The organism is Lactococcus ileimucosae (assembly GCF_943193185.1).
Classification (GTDB): domain Bacteria; phylum Bacillota; class Bacilli; order Lactobacillales; family Streptococcaceae; genus Lactococcus; species Lactococcus ileimucosae.
Map to the genome: position 1 here is coordinate 39,916 of NZ_CALPDE010000006.1, position 21,270 is coordinate 61,185.

18 protein-coding genes are annotated in these 21,270 nt (G+C 40.7%); 14 read left to right on the top strand and 4 right to left on the bottom strand.

Features of this window, described 5'->3' with window-relative positions; genetic code table 11:
• Positions 1-210: 210 nt before the first annotated feature.
• The gene (locus NFR51_RS04255; RefSeq protein WP_251712496.1) at positions 211-414 is read right to left on the bottom strand and encodes a ferredoxin; all 204 of its coding nucleotides are present in this window, start codon (positions 412-414) and stop codon (positions 211-213) included.
• Positions 415-459: 45 nt separating this feature from the next.
• On the opposite strand from NFR51_RS04255, the gene NFR51_RS04260 reads away from it, so the two are divergent.
• From NFR51_RS04260 to NFR51_RS04280, 5 genes are all read left to right on the top strand, one after another.
• Complete coding sequence (locus tag NFR51_RS04260; RefSeq protein WP_251712497.1) at positions 460-972, top strand: SAG1386/EF1546 family surface-associated protein; 513 nt, start codon at positions 460-462, stop codon at positions 970-972.
• A gap of 35 nt (positions 973-1,007) precedes the next feature.
• Positions 1,008-1,670, top strand: coding sequence for a (d)CMP kinase (cmk, locus tag NFR51_RS04265; RefSeq protein WP_251712498.1), 663 nt, complete (start codon positions 1,008-1,010; stop codon positions 1,668-1,670).
• Positions 1,671-2,014: 344 nt separating this feature from the next.
• Entirely contained in the window at positions 2,015-3,055 is a 1,041-nt protein-coding gene (locus NFR51_RS04270; RefSeq protein ID WP_251712499.1) for a VanZ family protein, read from the top strand.
• Between the two features lie 166 nt (positions 3,056-3,221).
• The gene (locus NFR51_RS04275) at positions 3,222-4,580 is read left to right on the top strand and encodes an LCP family protein (protein WP_251712500.1); all 1,359 of its coding nucleotides are present in this window, start codon (positions 3,222-3,224) and stop codon (positions 4,578-4,580) included.
• 321 nt (positions 4,581-4,901) lie between these two features.
• On the top strand, positions 4,902-5,258 hold the full coding sequence (locus NFR51_RS04280; protein WP_251712501.1) for a hypothetical protein: 357 nt from the start codon (positions 4,902-4,904) through the stop codon (positions 5,256-5,258).
• Positions 5,259-5,293: 35 nt separating this feature from the next.
• Here the strand turns inward: NFR51_RS04280 and NFR51_RS04285 are convergent, their stop codons facing one another.
• From NFR51_RS04285 to NFR51_RS04295, 3 genes are all read right to left on the bottom strand, one after another.
• Entirely contained in the window at positions 5,294-6,148 is an 855-nt protein-coding gene (locus NFR51_RS04285; RefSeq protein ID WP_251712502.1) for a sugar ABC transporter permease, read from the bottom strand.
• Between the two features lies 1 nt (position 6,149).
• The gene (locus NFR51_RS04290) at positions 6,150-7,499 is read right to left on the bottom strand and encodes a carbohydrate ABC transporter permease (RefSeq protein WP_251712503.1); all 1,350 of its coding nucleotides are present in this window, start codon (positions 7,497-7,499) and stop codon (positions 6,150-6,152) included.
• Between the two features lie 70 nt (positions 7,500-7,569).
• The gene (locus NFR51_RS04295; RefSeq protein WP_251712504.1) at positions 7,570-8,805 is read right to left on the bottom strand and encodes an extracellular solute-binding protein; all 1,236 of its coding nucleotides are present in this window, start codon (positions 8,803-8,805) and stop codon (positions 7,570-7,572) included.
• A gap of 266 nt (positions 8,806-9,071) precedes the next feature.
• Between NFR51_RS04295 and NFR51_RS04300 the strand changes: the two genes are divergently transcribed.
• From NFR51_RS04300 to NFR51_RS04340, 9 genes are all read left to right on the top strand, one after another.
• A complete protein-coding gene (locus tag NFR51_RS04300; RefSeq protein WP_251712505.1) occupies positions 9,072-10,829 on the top strand; it encodes a glycoside hydrolase family 13 protein in 1,758 nt (585 codons plus the stop codon).
• Between the two features lie 120 nt (positions 10,830-10,949).
• Complete coding sequence (locus NFR51_RS04305; RefSeq protein WP_251712506.1) at positions 10,950-11,222, top strand: DUF1294 domain-containing protein; 273 nt, start codon at positions 10,950-10,952, stop codon at positions 11,220-11,222.
• A 9-nt stretch (positions 11,223-11,231) separates the two neighbouring features.
• Positions 11,232-12,839: an alpha-glucosidase gene (locus NFR51_RS04310; protein ID WP_251712507.1), complete on the top strand. Its 1,608-nt coding sequence runs from the start codon at positions 11,232-11,234 to the stop codon at positions 12,837-12,839.
• Between the two features lie 23 nt (positions 12,840-12,862).
• Positions 12,863-15,127, top strand: a complete 2,265-nt coding sequence (locus tag NFR51_RS04315) for a glycoside hydrolase family 65 protein (RefSeq protein ID WP_251712508.1) — start codon at positions 12,863-12,865, stop codon at positions 15,125-15,127.
• Positions 15,120-15,785: a beta-phosphoglucomutase gene (gene pgmB, locus NFR51_RS04320; RefSeq protein ID WP_251712509.1), complete on the top strand. Its 666-nt coding sequence runs from the start codon at positions 15,120-15,122 to the stop codon at positions 15,783-15,785. The genes NFR51_RS04315 and pgmB overlap by 8 nt, the downstream gene beginning before the upstream one ends.
• A 26-nt stretch (positions 15,786-15,811) precedes the next feature.
• On the top strand, positions 15,812-16,786 hold the full coding sequence (locus NFR51_RS04325) for a LacI family DNA-binding transcriptional regulator (RefSeq protein WP_251712510.1): 975 nt from the start codon (positions 15,812-15,814) through the stop codon (positions 16,784-16,786).
• Between the two features lie 601 nt (positions 16,787-17,387).
• The gene (locus tag NFR51_RS04330) at positions 17,388-18,056 is read left to right on the top strand and encodes a response regulator transcription factor (protein ID WP_251712511.1); all 669 of its coding nucleotides are present in this window, start codon (positions 17,388-17,390) and stop codon (positions 18,054-18,056) included.
• Between the two features lie 5 nt (positions 18,057-18,061).
• The gene (locus tag NFR51_RS04335; protein WP_251712512.1) at positions 18,062-19,462 is read left to right on the top strand and encodes a sensor histidine kinase; all 1,401 of its coding nucleotides are present in this window, start codon (positions 18,062-18,064) and stop codon (positions 19,460-19,462) included.
• 63 nt (positions 19,463-19,525) lie between these two features.
• Positions 19,526-21,268, top strand: a complete 1,743-nt coding sequence (locus NFR51_RS04340; RefSeq protein WP_251712513.1) for a 1-deoxy-D-xylulose-5-phosphate synthase — start codon at positions 19,526-19,528, stop codon at positions 21,266-21,268.
• Positions 21,269-21,270 lie beyond the last annotated feature (2 nt).

The window sequence follows — 21,270 nt, forward strand, 5'->3', positions numbered from 1 at the left end:
TACTGTCTTAGTGTACTATAAACTGAAAACATTTGCAAGGATTTATGAAACTGGTTTCATAAATCTGTCATTTTAATTTAAAAAATGAAAACAAAAAAACTTATGCAACAAACATAAGCTATATATACATGAAGAAGACATGTTTGACATCACAAAATAGTTAGAAAAAGGAGTAATTTTATGATAAAATGAATATCAGAGTTTAAGATTTTAAGATTTGATAATCTTTATTGCAGCCGTTGGACAAGCCTTAGCTGCACTTATTATTTTATCATCAAAAATATATTTTTCTTCAAGTTTGTCTGAATTATTTAATTTAACGATACCATTATCATGGTAGTCGAAGACATCTGGGGCGTGTAAATAGCAAAGACCGCATGCGATACAGTTTTCTGGTATTATGTTTATTTTCATAAATTGATGATAATATAAAAAGATTAAAAAGGAAAGGAAAAAGTTGTGGCAGAAAAAGAACCATGGGACAAAGAAATCTACAAAGCCATGCGTGAGGATTCTGAGAGGAGACGTTCAGGTGGAAAGGGGAAGAAGCAGAGCAGTAATAAGTCATTAACTTCGCGAGCTTTGACCTTTACCGTGGTTACAATGTTCTTGTTGGTTGGCTTTATGATTGCCTTTATTCTTTGGAATAATCAAACGCAACAAAGTGGAGGCTTTGCTCAGGAAACGTCAGAAAAGAAAGTGGATCAAAATGGCGAACAGCAAGCAGAGCAAAACACTGGAGAAGTTAAGCCAGAAGAAAGTACAACTGTTCCCTCAGAAACGCCAGAAGATTCTTCAGCTGAAGAAGGAGCAACCTATACGATTGTAGCTGGAGATGATCCAAGTAAGATAGCTGCTAAAACTGGAGTGGACTGGTCCGTTATCGCGCGTCTCAACAATATCTCAGCAACGGGCTATAATGCAGATGGTTCGGCAATATCACCTGGGCAAGTGTTGAAACTAAAAGAATAATGAAATATTGAAAGTAATGTGAATAGGAAAGAAACATGATAAAGTTACAAATTGCTGTTGATGGTCCTGCATCAAGTGGGAAATCAACCGTCGCGAAAATCGTTGCCCAGAACCTGGGAATTATATATTTGGATACAGGAGCTATGTATCGTGCTGCGACATTAGTTGCCCTTCAAAATAAAACAGAGGACCCAGAAAAAATTATTGATGTAATCAAGAAAAAGCCAATTTTTTTCAAAAATACAGCAGACGGTCAGCTTGTGTTTTTGGGTACGGAGGATATCACTAAAATTATTCGTACAAATGAAGTAACCCAGAATGTTTCAAAAATTTCCGCTCTAAGTGCTGTGCGAGAGTTTTTGGTTGCAGAACAGCAGCGTATTGCGAGTGAGGGTGGGATCATTATGGATGGCCGTGACATTGGTACAGTTGTGCTCCCGCATGCGGATTTGAAAATTTTCCTTGTGGCTTCAGTGGAAGAGCGGGCAGCACGTCGCTACAAAGAAAATTTGGAGAAAAATATTCCTACGGACTTGGAAGAACTCAAACAGGAAATTGAAGCGCGTGACTATAAAGACAGTACGCGTGCTGTGTCACCTTTAAAACAAGCAGATGATGCTATCTTGTTGGACAGTACTGGTAAAACAATCGCCCAAGTTGCGGACTTTATTGAAACCAAAGCCCGGGAGCTTTTGTAATCTACGGTGTGTGAAAAATTTGTCCAAAAGATAAAAGCTATAAAATTGTTCAAGAAGTGGTTCTTTTTCCCCGCTTGGTCAATTTTATAGCTTTAGTTTTTTGTTCCAGACTAATTTTTCTATGAGAAAATAATAACCAGAGAGTGAGGCAGGAGCTTTTGAAAAGTAGTTTTTAGTTTTAATAAGCGTCTACATATTTTAGAGTCTGCTCATCCAGCAGAAGTTGTGAGTTGTAAGCTTTAGGTTTCCAGACTTTACTTCATGTACATGGACAGAGTATTGAAGTGTCTATTTGTGATTTTTGATGATATAATGAGGTTAAAATAAATTAAAAAAGGATACTTATGCTGTCTTACCTCCATGCTATCCAAATTGGTGTACTGCTTTTCTTTACTTTCTTCTTGATTAGCCTTATTCCTTATATGATTGTTCAATATCGGAAGTACGGCCGAGTTAATCCTTGGCGTTTTTTCGTTAATTTTTCATTCATACTTTATCTGGTTTGTGCCTATGCAATGACGATTTTTCCACTGCCAAATGTAGAACAAGTGGCGCAGATGACGGGACCAGAGCAAAATCTTGTTCCTTTTGAGTTTGTGCGTCAGTTTATAGCTTACAATCCTCTAGAATTAAGTGACAGGAGTACATGGCTCTTGGGCTTGAAAGCTCCAACATTTATTCAGCCTTTTTTCAACTTACTTTTAACGCTGCCTTTTGGGATTTATTTGCGCTATCTGGTTAAGAGAAGTTTTTCTCAAACCTTTGTTTTAAGCCTTCTCTTGACTTTGTCCTTCGAGTTTTTGCAACGCTCTGCTCTTTTCGGACTGTATCCTCGTCCCTATCGCCTTTTCGATGTGGATGACCTCCTGCTTAATACAGTTGGAAGCTTGATCGGTTTTGGGATGGCCTGCTTACTTGTGAAAGTTTTACCAGACTTAGATGCGCAGCAGCCAGCTCCTGTTCAAGTCGGGCTGATACGACGAAGTATTGCTTTCGGGGTGGATATTATATTAGTGGAAATTGTAGCAGTTTTTGTTCCCCATTTCTATATGGCGCTGCTCATAATTTTTGTGGCAGTTCCTGTACTTTTTAGAAGAACTTTTGGTCAAAAACTTCTCAAAATAAAAATAGAAGCTGGTCGTATAAATATTTTTATCCGACAACTCTTATTTCTGGTCAATTTTGGTATTTTAGGACTTTTAGGCTATTACCTTCAACGCTCGGGCTATATAGCAGAAAATGAACTGGGACAAAATCTTTTGCTGATTATTCTTTGTTTGATACTTTTAATGCTACCCACGATAGACCTTCTTTTTGCTGCTCTTTCACGCAGACAAAAACTGTGGTATGAACGCCTAAGCCGGACAGAACTGACTACAACATGACGGCGGTTCTGAGCTGGACAAAAACTTAATTCAAGACGGCTTATTTTCGTCGTTCGAGTTGAAACTCACTAAATGTTGTTTCGTAGCCTTACGCACAGATAACTCTATAGGGGCTTTCAGGTATGCAGTTGACATTATTTGTGTAGTATGGTGTAATAGACAAGTAATGAAAGATAATAGACAAAAACGCTTTGAATATCTAAAAGCAAACAAGGCTTATTTAAGCGAACGTGAAAAACAAGAATATTATGAGTTGCTGCAAGAGCTGAAAGGTTTCCAAGCTTTTGAGGAAGAATATGTTGCAGATATGGAGGAGGAACGAACTGCTTCCGAATCTTCTTCTTTTGAAAGTCGGAGTAGAGCGAGGCGTTCAGCAGGGGCGAAGCCTGCTTTGGTTTCTGCACGTCAAGGCAGGAAGAAAAAGGAAACACAGAACGTAGCTGATTATGAAACAGAAGAAGTACCTAAAAAGCCGAAAAAAAAGAAAAGCTGGTTGAAGCGTATTTTCTTTGTTTTACTTGCTCTCCTCTTAGTTATGGTAGGTTTCTTCATTTATGGTTATCAGCGCGGGATTAGTCGCGAAGGTGGTGCGATTAAGACGGAACAGTTTCATGGAGCGGGAAATGCAGACGGTTCTGTGAACATTTTGCTCTTAGGTGCAGATCAACGCCCAGGACAAAGCTCTGGTGTAGCGCACTCAGACAGTATCATGGTCCTAAACATCGGCAGAAGTGGCAAGATGCAGCTGGTAAGCTTCATGCGCGACACTTTGGTTAATATTCCTGGCGTTGGTGATGCCAGTCAGGGACCAAATATGAAACTCAATGCCGCCTTTACTATAGGGGAACAAAATGAGAACCAAGGTGCAGAGTTGGTGCGTCAAACATTACAGCAAAACTTTGGTATCAATGCTAAATACTATGCTGTGGTCGATTTTTCAAGCTTTGCAACAGTGATTGATTCTTTATTCCCGGGTGGTGTACAGATTGATGCCAAGTTCTCTACTATCAATGGGCAGAAATTTGATGAGGTTCCCGTGCCTGATGATTTGGCAGAAACTGAAGGTATGGCGCCTAATGATAGGAAGCTTAGTGCTGAAGAGGCAGCAGCCTTGGGCTATCCTGACGGTGGTGGTATCTTTATGATGATTAAGCAAGGTCCACAACGCATGGATGGTCGTACACTTTTGAACTATGCACGTTTTCGTCATGATGATCAGGGCGACTTTGGGCGTGTCCAACGCCAGCAGCAAGTGCTGGAGACTCTAACGTCGAAAGTGAAAAATCCATTGACCCTGTTCACCGGGGCGAGTGCTTTAGGAACAGCGCGTGCCGTAACCATGACCAACTTGCCCAATACCTTTCTTTTAACGAAAGTTTTACCTGCAATGTTTGGCGGAGTAGAAACTACAACAATTCCAGATGACAATGACTGGCAGGCAGCTTATGATATGTATGGTGGTTCTGGTCTTTTAATCGATATGAACAAATATAGTGCTAAGGCAAAAGACATACTGGGACAATAGTTGGAGAAGACAGAAAAAGCATTCAGCTTCAAAGTTGAACGCTTTTTTTATCTCTTAAGACAGTTGCGTCTAAGAGGTAGGAGAACCAGAATTTCGCTTTTGATCCTGCAGTTTTCTCATCAAACACTCATTTCATTTGACCTTTTTTATACTATAGACTCAGAAAGCAAACGTAACATTAGAAATGCATGTGTAATGAAAATCTAAAAGTATACGTTATGCCAAAGGAGGAGTTTATGACACCAGAAAAGAAAAAGCAGCGGCGGCTGCGCAACCTCGCACTCCTGTCGCTCTTGTTACTCGCAGTAGGCGGCACCTTACTTGGTTGACTGGGGTGACCTTGAAAGATGGATTCCTGCTAGGTTAGAGGGTTATCCTATAGCAGAAGCAGATGTGACTCAAGTGGATCCGAATGGCAGTCCGCGCGCCGTTTCACTTTCCTTTGCAAATATTACACGTTTATCAGGTCATGGGCGAGGTTTTTCTAATCAAGCCGGATGCGTAGGTTCTGGCGATACTTGGTGGCTAATCCGACTCAACGGAAGCACCATTAATGATGTGGGGGGAGTATATCGAAATTCAGTTATGTTTGGTAGATTCATAGCAGGTATAAATGTAAATCATAGTGATGACGGTGGTGGACTCCGTCCCGCCCTCATCGTCAACCCATCCAACTAAAAAAACGTCAATTGACGTTTTTTAGTTTGTAATCTTTAACCCTTATCCGCTCCAGCAGTAATACCATTCACATAGAATTTTTGCATAGCGATAAAGAGGACGGTGATAGGGATAGCGATGATGACACATCCAGCAACAAACTGGGTAAAGTTTGTTGCTGAGGAACCTCTGGAGTTGGTCATCATGTTTTGCAGACCGTAAGCAATGGTTCGGGACTTAGGGTCTCCCCCACCTAAGATAACACTGGCAAAGAGGAAGTCTAACCAAGGCGCGATGAAGGCTGTAAGAGAGGTGTAAACAATCATAGGTTTTGAGAGTGGCAAGGTAATCTTAGTGAAAATTTGCCACTTTGTTGCACCATCAATAACAGCTGCTTCATCAATAGATGCCGGAATTGTGTCGAGGAAGCCTTTGAAAATGTAAAAGCCTAAACCAGAACCTCCGATATAAACCAGAGTTAATCCTGCCAAGTTGGTCATGTCGAAAGACTTGAGGATGTAATAAAGGGCAATCATGGCCATGATACCTGGGAACATCCCAAGGATGAGAGCCAGCTGGAGGAAGGGCTTACGTAGCTTGAAGCGTAAGCGGGAGAGTGCGTAGGACATGGCAGTAGTGATTAATGTATTTACCACTGCGCAGATAACAGCGATGACAAAAGTGTTGATAAGCCAGTTACCGTAAGGATAAACGGGGTTGTTAAAGATGCCTATAAAGTTATCGAGTGTCCATTGTTGTGGGATGAAGGTTGAAACAAATCCTGTGTTGTTTTTTGAGAAGCTGGTTAAGATAATCCAAATAATCGGGAAAATCCAGATAATTGCCAGCAAGGTTAGGATAACATATCTTAAGACCAAAGAAGCCTGACGTTGGCGTTTATATGATTTCATTTTAGCCCTCCTTAAAAGCATTTGTACGACGGTAAGCAATCAGAGAAACTGTAGCGGAGATGATAAAGATGATGATACCAATAGCAGAGGCGATGTTGTAACTTGGGATGGACTTCATGGTTAAGTTATAAAGCCAAGTAATCAACAAGTCTGTTGACCCTGCTTGGAAGTATTCCGCATTCAGTGGCCCCCCCCCCGTTAGGAGGAAAATGACGTTGAAGTTGTTAATGTTCCCGATAAATTGTTGAATCAAAGCGGGTGTCATAACGAATAAAATTTGTGGGAATGTAATCGAACGGAAGATATGGAAGCTGTTAGCCCCGTCAATTTTAGCGGCTTCAATCTGATCCTGTGGTAAATTTTGAATAATCGCTGTTGAAATTAACATGGATACAGGGATACCGACCCACATATTGACACCGATAACGGAAATCTTAGCCAGCAAAGAGTCCATCAGAAATGGAATAGGATGATCGATGAGCCCGATACTCTGGAGCCAGCTGTTCAATGGTCCGTTATTGTCCAAGAACATATTCATCATCAAGAGAGAGACGAATGAAGGAACGGCCATGACAATCACAAAAATCGTGCGCCAGAAAGCTTTGAATTTAATACCTGAGGACTCAATGAGCAAGGCAAGTAAAACGCCGAAGAAGAAGGTTGTAGCTGTGGCTGCAACTGCCCAGAAGAGTGTCCATCCCAAAACAGGGAAGAAAGTTCCAGCGATATTACCGGTAATGATTTGACCAAAGGAAGCAAAGCCAGTCCAAGAAAAGCCAATAGGATGCTCTTGGTTGAAGTTGGTAAAGGCGATGGTAATCATGAAGAGCAGTGGGGCAATCGTAAAGACTAAGATACCAAGTACAGGTATAGCCATCAACGTATACTGGAGACGACTGTCCAAAAGTGTTGCTAAGTCTTCAAGAGTAGTTGGGATATGCTCTCCGTCACGGTTTAAGGCATAAAGATGACGTGTTGAGCGTAGGCTTGTGATGTAGATGACAGCGAACATCGCGATGAAAACCAGTGCCATTACGCCGAAAAGGAGAATGAGCATTGAGTTATCAGGTTGTTGTGTAACATAAATCTGGCGAGCTTCATCAAAAACGACTTGTTTTGTCTTGACGTGTCCTAGACTACTCAAAAGACTAATTGCGCTTATACCATTGAAAATAAGCCAGAAGAGAAAGACAATTTCAATAATAAGGAAGATAAGACCTTTAAGCCATTGCTTATTTTTTAGTTGAGCCAAACCCATAATGAAGAAACTAAGCTTAGTGAAAATATCACCTTCACGCCATACTTCTTTATATGTTGCCTCAGGAGATGGTTTAATTTTCTTTTTAAACATAAATTTTACCCTTTTTTATATAAAAAATAAGAGGATTAGGATGAGCCCAATCCCCTTAGAGTTAATTAAATTATTCAGTAGCTGATGAGATTGATTTCACGAAGTTATCAAGTTGTGCTTGGTATTGTGCAGCTGGAGTTTTACCTTTATAGGCATTTTCGATCAGTGGAGCTGCTAAGTTCCAGAAAGTTGCCATTTGTGGCATCTTAGGCATCAAAGTATCATTTTCTACCTGTTTGATTACTGCAAGAGCAACAGGATCTTTAGCAACTTCAGAATCTTTTTGGGCTTCTTTTGATACTGGAATTGCATTATTAGCCTTGTACAAAGCTAATTGTGATTCTGTGTTTGACAAGTATTGTGCCAAGGCAGAAGCAGCAACAGGATCTTTAGATTGTGAGTTAACAGCCAATGTACCTACACCAGAGAAAGCTTGCATTTGTTTAGAACCAGAACCAAAGTCTGCTGTTGGTAAGGCTGAGGCACCAAAGTTATCACCAAGGATTTCTTTGATTGTAGCGCCATCCCATGGCCCATCAAGAACAGCTGATGTTTTACCAGATTTAAGGTCTGAAAGAAGTGCTGTACCAGATTGTTTTACGCCTGGGTTGGATTTTTGTTGAGCAAACCATGCCATTGCTTGCACGCCTGCTTCTGTGTTTGCATCTGTACCATCAACTGTTTCACCATCTTTACCAAAGAGATATGTGCCATTAGAAAGGAAGACAGGATACCAGTTGTAGGAGTTTGTAAAGTCCGTACCAATTGGTTTTTCAGCAGTGAAATCTGACCAATCTTTTGGTGCTTCACTAAATTTTGCTTTATTATAGTAAACAATGTTTGATTGTTCATCTTGTGGATAAGCATAGAGTTTGCCTTTCCAAGAAACAGCATCAACAGCGATTGGGATATCGTTAGATTTCACCCAGTCTGTAGCTGATGGAGAAAGCGGGTTGATATAACCTGCCTCAGCCATAGCACCCAACTGGTCATTAGGCGCTTTGAAGACATCTGCTGCCTTAGCTGGGTCCTTGCTTACATCTTGCTTAGCGTTTGCAGAACCGTTTGGAGATTGGGTAACAGTGACTTTGATGTTGGGATATTCCTTGTTGAAGTCCTTGATCAATTCTTTGTAAGAAGCGACATTTGCAGGGTCAACCCAAAGTGTCACCGAACCCTTATGGTCTTTTGCATCTGAAGAAGCTGAAGTTGAACTTCCGCTGTCTTTACTGTTGCCACACGCAGCTAGACTGGCTAGAGCAATGAGAGAGACACTACTCAGAGCAACTTTTTTCCATGTGTTCATAATATTTCCTCCTAAATTCGAAAATAATTTTTCTTGCTTTATAATTCTATTTTATGCAAACGCTTCCGTTTTGTCAAGTTCTGGTGTGTTACAATTTGGTTACTTTAAAAAGTTGGTATATATAAAATGGAGGTATGTATCAGATGTGCCAGATAATGTATTTTCTGTTTGAAAATGAAAGAACTTAAAATAATATTTGCAAACGGTTGCGTAAAAATTGAGCTTGTGCTAAAATGAAGAAAAACAAAAAAGCGAGGTCTTTATTTATGAACAAAGCAGCTGTTTATCATCGCCCAGAGTCAGAATTTGCTTATCTTTATACGGAAGAGACAATCCATGTACGTTTAAGAGTGGCGCGTGATGACGTTAAAAGTGTCGTATTAATCTATGGTGATCCCTATATGTTTTCAGAACGCGAGGGTCAGACGGCGAAAGCTTGGGATTATCAAGAAGCAGAAATGCGATATGCTCTTTCTACAGAGGAAAGTGACTTCTATATGACAGAGGTCGGTGTACCGCATAAGCGAATGGATTATGTATTTCTAATCACAGGACATGATGGAGAAAAAATTGTTTACACAGATTCAGGTATCTTGCCCTATGAAGATAAATTACTCACAGGGAAATATGCAGCCTTTCGTATGCCTTTCTTCCATGAAGTGGATCGTTTCAAGGCACCAGATTGGGTAAAAAATACTGTCTGGTATCAGATTTTCCCAGAACGTTTTGCCAATGGAAATCCAGCAATTAATCCGGAAGGAGTAAAAGAGTGGGATCCAACAGAGTCACCAGAACGTCAAGATTTTTATGGTGGCGATCTTCAAGGTGTGATTGATCATCTGGATCATCTGACTGACTTGGGGATCAATGGTATCTACTTTACCCCTGTTTTCCAAGCTCATTCCAATCATAAGTATGACACTGAAGATTATCTGAAAATTGACAAGCATTTTGGTGACTTGGACGTTTTCAAAAAATTGGTAAAAGCGGCGCATCAACGTGGGATAAAAGTCATGCTGGATGCGGTCTTTAATCATATTGGTGATACAAGTCCGCAATGGCAGGACGTTCTGAAAAATCAAAAAAATTCCAAATACGCAGAATGGTTCCATATCAATGAATGGCCGGCAAGCTATGTCGCAACGGATGACTTTGAAGTTGCGGAGTCGGCAACATATGATACTTTTGCTTTCACACCGCATATGCCCAAGTTAAACACTGCAAATAAAGAGGTTCAAGATTACCTCTTAAACATTGCAGAATATTGGATTAAAGAGTGTGATATTGACGCTTGGCGTTTGGATGTTGCGGACGAGGTTGATCATGCTTTCTGGAAGAAATTCCGTACAACTTGCGATGCGGCTAAGAAAGACTTTTACATCTTAGGAGAAGTTTGGCATTCTGCACAGCCTTGGCTTGTCGGAGACGAGTTTTCAGCAGTGATGAATTACGCCTATACAAACGCCATTATTGACACTTTTGTAAAAAAAGAATTGAACTTGGAGCAAATGGTGTCAACCATTAACGCTCAGCTTATGCTTTACCGCAAGCAAACCAACCAAGTGATGTTTAACATTCTGGATTCGCACGATACGCCACGACTGTTGACACAAGCAAAAGGTAATAAAGACTTGGTCAAGCAAGTTCAAGCCTTTATGTATATGCAGCCTGGGGTCCCTTGTATCTACTACGGTGATGAGTATGGTTTAGATGGTGGAGCTGATCCAGACTGTCGTAAGTGTATGCCTTGGGCGGAAGAACACCAAGATTTAGAGATGTTTGCTTTCTTTAAGGAATTGGTAGCGTTCCGCCGCGAATATGCGGACATATTGAGTCAGTCCGATGTGGAATGGCAAGTGATTGATGATGCGAATGGCCTTGTAAAACTCGTACGTGGCGAAATTAGTGCAGTCTTTAATACGGGTGAGCAACCTGTAGAATTTACAGGAAATGAAGTGCTTCTGGCGCATCTGACAGAGGAAAATCAAGTTCAAAAAGATGGATTTGTAATTTATAAAAAATAATTAAAATAAGTTTCTTAAACAACAGGTAGCTGATGACCACTTCCTAGGCAGAAAACGCTCTTTTCTATATTACTTCCTATATTGAAAAAATTTGTCATAATAGAGAAGAGGGAGATGAAAATGAGAGAGATGCTATTGATTGCTCTGACGGTTTGGAATATTATCGTATTTGTTGTCTACGCTATAGATAAACGTCGAGCACAGAGACATGCCTGGCGAGTCCCTGAAAAGTCCTTGGTCATGCAAGCTATTTTCGGTGGTGGTTTCGGTGCATTTCTAGCTGGAAAAATTTGCCATCATAAAACGCGGAAATGGTATTTTTGGCTGGCTTGGTTAGTCGGGCTATTGATTGATGTAGGTTTGCTTGTTTTAATTCTAAGCTATACAGTTTAAGGTTAAAAAATGAAAAAAGAAAATTTCTCACATATGGTAGGATACCAAATTTATCCCAAGTCTTTTAAAGACAGTAATGGTGATGGCATTGGTGACTTGCAAGGAATCATTCAAAAATTGCCCTATTTGAAAGATTTGGGAGTAGATTTTATTTGGATAAATCCAATCTATAAAAGTCCACAAGTTGATGGTGGTTATGATATATCAGACTTTTACAGTATTGATGAACGTTTTGGAAGTTTGGAAGACCTGAAAGAACTTTTAGAAAAGGCACATGCGAGTGGCTTAAAAGTTATCATGGATCTGGTTGTTAACCATACTTCAGACCAACATCCTTGGTTTATTGAAGCTAAAAAATCAAAAGATAATCCCTATCGGGCTTATTATCACTGGGCAGACGCTAAACCAGATGAAATGCCTAATAACTGGCAGTCTTTTTTTGGCGGTTCAACTTGGGCCTACGATGAAAAGACAGAGCAAGCGTATTTTCATGTCTTTGCGAAAGAACAGCCAGATTTGAACTGGAAAAAACCACACGTGCGTCAAGAAATCTATAAGATGATTAGATGGTGGTTGGAGTTCGGTGTGGATGGTTTCCGTTTGGATGCCATTTCCCATATTCAAAAGGAAGATTGGGATTTTAAAATCAAGTCATTAAAGGGAAATGACCCCTGGCAACCTTTTATGAATGTGTCAGGAATTGAGCAGTATATGTCTGACTTAAAAGAGATATTTGACCAATATGATGCATTAACGGTAGGTGAAGCATCGGGTGTAACTTCAACAGAGGCTCCAGATTGGACGGATGCAAGTTCTGGTTATCTTAATATGATTTTTGAGTTGGAGCATAATGTTCGTCAAGAAGGAAACCCTGGACATACTTGGATATATGCTTACAAGAAGATAATCATGCGTTGGCAGAAAGATATGCTGGCTCGGGGATGGAATGCGCTCTACCTTGAAAATCATGATCAGCCCCGAGCAATCAGTTGTTTCGGTGATGGCAGTATTGCCTCTGCCAAGTGTCTTGCAGTATCGTATATGCTTTTAAGAGGAACGCCATTCATTTATCAAGGACAAGAGATAGGGATGAGTAATTTTCCCTTTACGGATATAGCGCAAACGGATGCCACTGAGATTAGGCATGCTTATGAAGTGCTTTTAGCTCAGGGTCTCACTGAAAAGGAAGCCCTAGACAAGGTCATGGCGAACAGCAGAGACCACTCACGTACACCAATGCAATGGGATGATAGTCCTAATGCGGGCTTTACAAGCGGGAAACCCTGGATGCCGATTCATCCAGACTATAAGGAAATCAATGTGAAAAATGCACAAGAGCTCTTGAATCTTTATAAAGATTTAATACGTCTGCGGCATGAGGAAGAAGACATCGCGCAAGGCAGCATTCGTTTTCTCTTTGAGCGCCATCTGACCGCTTTTGTATATCAACGGGAGGCATTTTTGATTATTACTAATCTGGGGAAAACAAAGGCACATTTGGATTTTTCAGAGCTTGAGACAAAGGATTATCAACACATTCTCGGGAGCCGTGAAAGAAATCTTGAAGAAAAAATGAGTCTTTTGCCTTGGGAATACCATGTGTTTAAGAAAAATTAAGAGTAAGAAAGGGAGAAGAAAATATGAAAAAAATCAATAGAATCATGGAAGTTGACCCTTGGTTAATCCAGTCAAATACATTGGAAAAAGAGGAACGCCGTTTACAGGAGTCCCTGACTTCGCTGGGGAATGGTTATATGGGGATGCGTGGAAACTTTTCTGAAAAATATTCAGGCGATCACCATCAAGGTACCTATATCGCAGGAGTTTGGTTTCCTGATAAAACGCGTGTTGGCTGGTGGAAAAATGGCTATCCTGAATATTTTGGCAAGGCCATTAATGCGATGAATTTCTCTGGTGTTTCTGTCTTTATTGATGGAGAAGAAGTAGACCTGTATGCGGATACTATCGAAAACTTTCATATTGCTCTAGATATGCAAAAAGGGACACTCTCTTACCATTATGAAAAAGCAGGTGTGGCTGTGTCAGTTGAGCGTTTCTTGTCTATTGTTCACCCTGAGTTAGCCGTCTTTTCTTTCCGCTTCAAGAGCTTGGACGGCAAGGCGCACGTGATTCGGACAGAGTCTTTTATTGATGCAGATGTGCACAATGAAGATTCAAATTATGAAGAAAAATTCTGGGCTGTTTTAGATAAAGGGGAAAGCCACACAGGTTCCTATATTGCCAGTCAAACGGTGGCTAATCCTTTTGGTGTGGAACAATTTACGGTACTCGCAGGCCAAAGCTTCAAAGGTGATTTTCAAGCCAAAGGGCAGGAGCTAGAAGATGAAAAAGTCCTTGATTTTCATGAAGCTGTTTTAGAGCAGGAGGAACTGCATTTTGAAAAGCGTGTCCTTGTTCTGACCAGCCGTGATTATGCAGATTTAACAGAGATGGAAGCTGCCTTGCTTGAGTTAGAACAAGTTATAAATGAAAAGGATTATGCGCAACTTTTACAGGAACACGTGCAAGCCTGGGCTGAACGTTGGGCACTTGCTGATGTTGAAATCAAAGGTTCGGATCTCGCGCAGCAAGGTATCCGTTTTAACCTTTTCCAGCTTTTTGCTACTTATTACGGGGAAGACGAACGTCTAAACATTGGCCCTAAAGGCTTTACAGGAGAAAAATATGGCGGCGCAACCTATTGGGATACAGAGGCTTACGCTGTACCACTCTACCTCGCTCTAGCAGATCAGAAGGTTACAGAAAACCTCTTGCGTTATCGTCATAAACAACTGCCTCAGGCACAGCACAATGCGAGACAGCAAGATTTGGCTGGGGCCCTCTATCCGATGGTAACCTTTACAGGGATAGAATGTCATAACGAATGGGAAATAACCTTTGAGGAAATTCATCGTAATGGCGCAATTGCTTATGCTATCTATAACTATACCAACTATACAGGGGACGAAAGCTATCTGGCTCATGAAGGTTTAGAAGTTCTTGTGGAGATTGCTCGCTTTTGGGCAGACCGTGTCCACTATTCAGAGCGTAAAAAAGCTTACATGATTCATGGTGTTACTGGTCCAAATGAATATGAAAACAACATTAACAATAATTGGTACACCAATACATTGGCCAGCTGGGTTTTGGCTTATACATTAGAAAGCTTGGAAAAGTATCCTCGTCCAGATTTAGCGGTGTCAGCAGATGAGTTGGCAAAATGGAAAGACATCATTGCGCACATGTACTATCCAGAAGATGAGGAGCTAGGGATTTTTGTCCAACATGATGGCTTCCTGGATAAGGACTTGACACCAGTGGCTGAGCTGGAACCTGAACATTTGCCTTTGAATCAAAACTGGTCTTGGGATAGAATTTTGCGTTCCCCTTATATCAAGCAGGCTGACGTGTTGCAAGGAATTTATTTCTTTGGTGATCGCTATAGCTTAGAAGAAAAACGCCGTAATTTTGATTTTTACGAGCCCCTAACAGTCCATGAAAGCTCACTTTCGCCTTCGATTCATGCCGTTTTGGCTGCGGAGCTTGGCATGGAGGATAAGGCGGTAGAAATGTATGAGCGTACAGCACGCTTAGACTTGGACAACTATAACAATGACACAGAGGACGGTTTACACATTACTTCAATGACCGGCTCTTGGCTGGCTATTGTCCAAGGTTTTGCTCAAATGAAAACTTGGAATGGTCAATTGAGCTTTGCGCCTTTCCTTCCGAAAGCTTGGGAATCTTACAGCTTCCACATCAATTATCGGGGACGTTTGCTCAAAGTTAGCGTAGGTGAAAAGTTAGTGCTTGAGTTGCTTAAGGGTGATGCGATAGAGCTTGAAGTTTACGGAGAAAAAGTACATCTGAAAGATACATATGAAACAGAGGTGAAACATGTTTAAAGCTGTATTATTTGACTTAGATGGTGTCATTACAGATACTGCCGAGTACCATTTTCAGGCTTGGAAAGCTCTGGCTGAAGAGCTGGGGATTTCAGGAGTCGACAGGACTTTCAATGAGCAGTTGAAAGGTGTATCTCGAGAAGATTCGCTCAGAAAAATACTGGAGCTTGGGGGTAAAATGGATGACTATGACCCCGAAGCCTTTGCTCAGCTCGCAAAACGAAAAAATGATAACTATGTGCGGATGATTCAAGAAGTTGGACCAGACGATGTTTATCCTGGGATTCTTGACTTATTAGAAAGCTTACGTGCGGCGGGCATCAAGATTGCTTTGGCTTCCGCTTCAAAAAACGGTCCCTTTCTTCTCGAAGCCATGGGTTTAAGTGGGTATTTTGATGCGATTGCTGATCCAGCAAAAGTTGCTTTTTCTAAGCCAGCACCAGATATCTTCTTGGCTGCCGCTGCTGGAGTAGATGTGCCTATCCATTCTTGTATTGGGATTGAGGATGCCCAGGCTGGTATTGCGGCCATAAAGGCTGCTGGTGCTGTACCTGTCGGTGTAGGTTCTACCGAGGAATTAGGTACAGATATCGCCCTCGTTCCCGATACAAGCGCTCTGTCTCTTGAATTATTGACAAAAGTTTGGGAGAATAAGTAGAAGAGAGTAGAGTCAGGAGATAAAAGATGGCCGTTACCATAAAAGACGTCGCAAAAAAAGCTGGGGTCAATGCTTCAACTGTTAGTCGCGTGCTCAAAGACAGTCCGGAAATCAGTGAAAAGACCAAAGTGAAAGTAAGAAAAGCAATGCAAGAACTAGGCTACACGCGTAATGTAGCGGCTCAGATTTTAGCTTCAGGAAAATCAAATACTATTGGTGTTGTCTTTCCACCTGTTGAAGACAAGTCTAATCAGCCTTTCTATATGAAGGTTTTAACTTCCATAAATGAAACAGCACGCAAATACGATGTCTCTATTGCCGTTGTCACAGGATACAAAGAAAGCGAGCTCAAACAGCAGGTTGCCTTAATGTATTCTGAAAAGCGCGTAGATGGTTTTATCGTACTTTACGCTGGACAAACGGACAGCGTGCGAGATTATCTCTTGGATAAGAAAATTCCTTTCGTACTCCTCGGTACGCCAACTGAGAAACAAAATGAAATTACCCATGTGGATAATGATAATGTCTTAATGGGACACGAAGCAGCACGATACTTGATAGACTTAGGACATGATGAGATTTCTTTTGTAACAGATACTAAAGACGGTGAAGTTTTTAAAGAACGATATCAAGGCTATCAAGATGAGATGTTAAAGAGAAAAAGGCAGCCCAAATTGCTTGTTTTTGACGAAGACATGTCCCTACAAACAGAAACAGGCTTAGTGGTTATGGATGAGGTCGTAGCGCTCAAGGTTATCGCACGTTTAGCGGAGCAGGGGCTCAAAGTACCCGAAGATGTCAGTGTAATCACCTATAATAATTCCGCCTTTTCAACCATCGTTCATCCCTATCTGACAACTTTTGATATTAATATTGTTCGACTTGGTGCTGCGACTGTCGAGAAGTTCCTAGCTTTAACTCAGAATGAGAGAGGATTTCACGATAAAACTATTATTCCATTTGAGCTTATCTTGCGAGAAAGCACAGATCGAAAAAAATAAGGTGAACGATAAAATACTCAAAGCGAGTGCCAACAGCCGTTTCGTTTTGAGTATTTTTTCTGACTCCAAGGCTTCTATTACTTCCTTTATCTTTTTCTACTTATCGGAGGAAATTAGTAGAGAAAACCAGAAGAGGAGTCTAACCCTTGTGCACACAAGTCGGACTTTTGTATTTTAGCGATTTTAAACGACAGACGATTGATGATTGCTTAAGAGACGTGCGATGTTAAATTGCTGTCGTGTGCACGACCACTCCAACCGAGGCATAAAAAATAAGGCTGTTCTTGTCAAAATGGATAGGGAAGCCCCTCCTGACATATTTACTTTTTGATTTCACAGCGGTTTGAGCAGGTAGGAAATGGCGTTCATTTTTGCGATAAGCCCTAAGAGTGTTCGTCCCGCTCTTATTTATTCACCAGAAAAACAAGGAGAAAATAGCTCAATCTCTCTCTTTTTCAACTTGCTCAACAATAAAAGGCGCTAACCTGGATACTTTTAGCTTTAAATAAGAAAAAAAGGTCATAATAGTGTAAAATAAAGGGAAGGGACGGGACAACGTTGAGCAAATGATTCTCCCGTTAATATAAGAAAGATGGATACGATGATTAAAATATTATTAGTTGAAGATGACCTCTCTTTGTCAAAATCAGTTTATGATTTTTTAAAATCTTTTGCTGAGGTAAAGCAAGTATTTGACGGTGAAGAGGGACTTTATGAGGCAGAAATGGGCATCTATGATTTGATTCTTTTAGATTTGATGTTGCCTGAAAAGGATGGTTTTGAAGTCCTCAAAGAACTCCGAGATCAAAAAATTGATACACCGGTGTTGATTATGACAGCAAAAGAGTCATTGGATGATAAGATGCACGGTTTCGATATTGGGGCAGATGACTATCTGACCAAGCCTTTCTATCTTGATGAGTTGAAGGCACGTATTCAGGCGCTTTTGAAACGTACAGGAAAACTTGAAGATGCTAACGGTCTTTCCTATGGCAATGTGCGTTTAAATCTGACGAACAAGTCGACTTTTGTTGATGATAGACCTGTGGAGTTGATAGGCAAGGAGTTTGATCTTGTCGTTTATCTGATGCAGAACCAAAACGTTATTTTACCCAAGGAGCAAATTTTTGACCGTATTTGGGGATTTGACAGTGATACGACAGTGACTGTAGTTGAAGTATATATGAGTAAAATCCGTAAAAAACTAAAAGATACTGACTTTGCCCAAAATCTAGCTACCTTACGCAATGTCGGCTATATTTTACGGTAATCCTTATGAAAAAGATAATAGAAAAAATAAAATTGATGCCAATTGTGAAAAATGATGGGAAAAATTTCCTTCATTTTTTTCTAGATTTCACCATTATTTTCTTTGCATTGACAGTCATTATCCTCCAAGTCTTGACCAGTGGAGTATATAAGTCAACAGATCAAAATTTACGTGATTTGGCTGCTAATCCAGATATTCTTAGAGCGCTAGCGCTTAATCAAGCGGGAATAAGTCAGGGGACTTTTGAAATTAATCAAGGCAGCTACAGTCCTACAAACAGTATCGTGATGTATGATGCTGAGGGAAATATATTAGGACCTGCAGGGGCAGTAGATGTAAGCAAGACAACAGGGAAAAGTCAGCAGCAGATTATCACAGTTGACGTGGTTCGCTATCAACTTGAAAAAGTAGCAAAGTTAGATAAGGATGCTGTTGGACAGATCAAGTCTATCTCGATTAGAAATCCTTATGGGGCAGATTGGCACTATCGTTATATCACGCTGGCCTTACCACAATCAACTGTATCAGAAGAGAACAGCGTGGCTTATATCCAAGTCTTTAGTAACGTGGATCAGCTTCAAGATAGCTTGAGCCGGAGTAATTTTATCATCATTACCACGATGGTTATGTTCTGGTTTATCTCTGTTATTATTAGCTTGTACTTGGCAAACTGGACCTTACGTCCCGTGATGGTGGCCTATGAAAAGCAGAAAGCTTTTGTGGAAAATGCCAGCCATGAGTTGAGAACGCCTCTTGCAATTTTACAAAACCGACTGGAGCTCCTTTTCCAGAATCCCAATGCGACAATCATCGAGGAATCAGAGAACATTTCGGAGAGCCTATCTGAAGTCCGAAACATGCGCTTGTTAACAAGTAACCTTCTTAACATGGCACGTCAAGATAATAACATCAAAATAAATCCAGAGGCCACTGACAAAGAATTTTTTGAAGCAATTTTTAGTAACTATCAGCTCTTGGCAGAAGGTTCTGATAAATCTCTAAAAACCTCTTTAAAATTTGAAGGAAGTCTGAGTTTAGATCAAAGTCTTGTCAAGCAGCTTTTGACTATTCTCTTTGATAATGCCATGAAATATACGGGCGAGGATGGTGAAATTCAAGTAGATGTCCAAAAAAATGGTTCGACCCTTATACTGAGTGTGGCGGATAATGGTGAAGGAATCAGTGCTGGGGATAAGAAGAAGATATTTGATCGTTTTTACCGTGTAGATAAGGCGAGAACACGTCAAAAAGGTGGATTAGGACTTGGTCTTTCTTTAGCACAGCAAATCGCTGAAGCACATAATGGACGAATAGCTGTTGAGGACAACCATCCGAGGGGAACAAAGTTTGTTGTTCGTTTACGTACAAGCCCGTCTCTAAAATCAGCAAAAGTGAGCAAAAAGTAATAGAATAGAGTGAGAACTTATCCACTATGGAAAAGTAGAAAAAGAAGTAAGAAAGAAACAATAATGACTATCTTAGATAAAGTAAAAATACCAGCAGATATAAAAAACCTTAGCCGCTCAGAACTGACAGAACTTGCTTCCGATATTCGGAAGTCTGTGTTGAATAAGGTGAGTAAGATTGGTGGACATACAGGTCCTAATCTTGGTGTTGTTGAACTGACCATTGCCTTGCATAAGGTCTTTCATTCGCCTGTGGATAAATTTGTGTGGGATGTTAGTCATCAAACTTATCCCCACAAAATTCTGACAGGACGTAAACATGGCTTTGAGGATGGACATTTCCATGAAATTACAGGTTATACCAGTCAAGAGGAATCTGAGCATGACTTCTTTACTGTGGGGCATACTTCAACTTCTGTCGCTAATGCTCTAGGCCTTGCCAAAGCACGTGACTTGACCGATGGACAAGGCAACATTATTGCTGTTTTGGGGGACGGCTCACTTTCTGGCGGTTTGGCCTTAGAAGCAATCAGTAACGCAGGGACCTATGAGCACAACTTTATTCTTATCCTCAATGACAACCAAATGTCAATTGCAGAAAATCATGGAGGGATTTACAAGGGACTGGCTGAATTACGTGAGACAAATGGACAGTCTCCAAATAATATGTTCAAAGCTTTTGGCCTAGATTATAAATATTTGGCGGAAGGGAATAATCTTGATGCTTTGATTGCCCTTTTTGAAGAAGTGAAGGACATTACACACCCCATTGTTTTACATATTAACACCGAAAAAGGGCATGGTTATCAGCCAGCCATAGATATGAAGGAAGCCTTTCACTGGCGTTCACCTTTCAACCTAGAAGACGGCACATTGAAAAACAGTCGTGAGACGAAAAACTATACAAGAATCATTCTCGACTATATGGAAGAAAAAGTCTCTGAAGGCATGCCGCTTGTCGCTGTAAATGGAGGCATACCAATGATTAATAATCTTAAGGAATTTGCTGAAAAGCATCCAGAAAATTATGTTGATGCGGGCATAGCTGAGCAGTATGTCACAACATTTGGAGGTGCAGTTGCAGCTGGCGGTGCCCGTGCAATGATATTCCACAGTTCAACATTTATGCAGCGTGCTTACGATCAATTTTTACATGATTTGGCTATCAATAAAGAGCCGGCTGTAGTTATTGTAAAGTCTGCTTCCATTTCGGGTTCTGATAAAACGCATCAGGGCAGCTTTGCGATAGGGATGCTTTCAAATATTCCAGATTTGGTCTATTTGGCGCCTACAAGTGAAGAGGAGCTGATTGCGATGTTGGATTGGTCGCTCACTCAAAAAGAAAGTCCAGTAATCTTGCAAATTCCAGAGCATGGGGTAGAGAACCGTCCTTCAAGTCTGATTGACTTTAGCAAAGCACAGTATGACATTGTTCGAAAGGGGACAGAAGTAGCAATTTTAGCACTCGGTGGACTCTTTAGTCATGGGCAGAAAGTGAGGGATGCCCTTGAAAAGTTAGACATAAAAGCAACATTAATCAATCCTTTGTTTGTCGCTGATTTGGACAAGGAAACTTTGGAAAAATTAACGGCCGATCACAGGGTGTTTGTGACTATAGAAGACGGCGTAGTTGATGGTGGATTTGGTCAAAAAGTTGCGGGCTATCTTGGAAAATTTGGTGTTAAAACACTGAACTATGGTGCGGCCAAAGAGTTTAATGACTCTGTTGCCATGAAAGAACTTTATGACCGCTATCATCTTACACCAGAGCTTATGGTTGCAGATATTTTAGAAGCTTTAAAATAAAG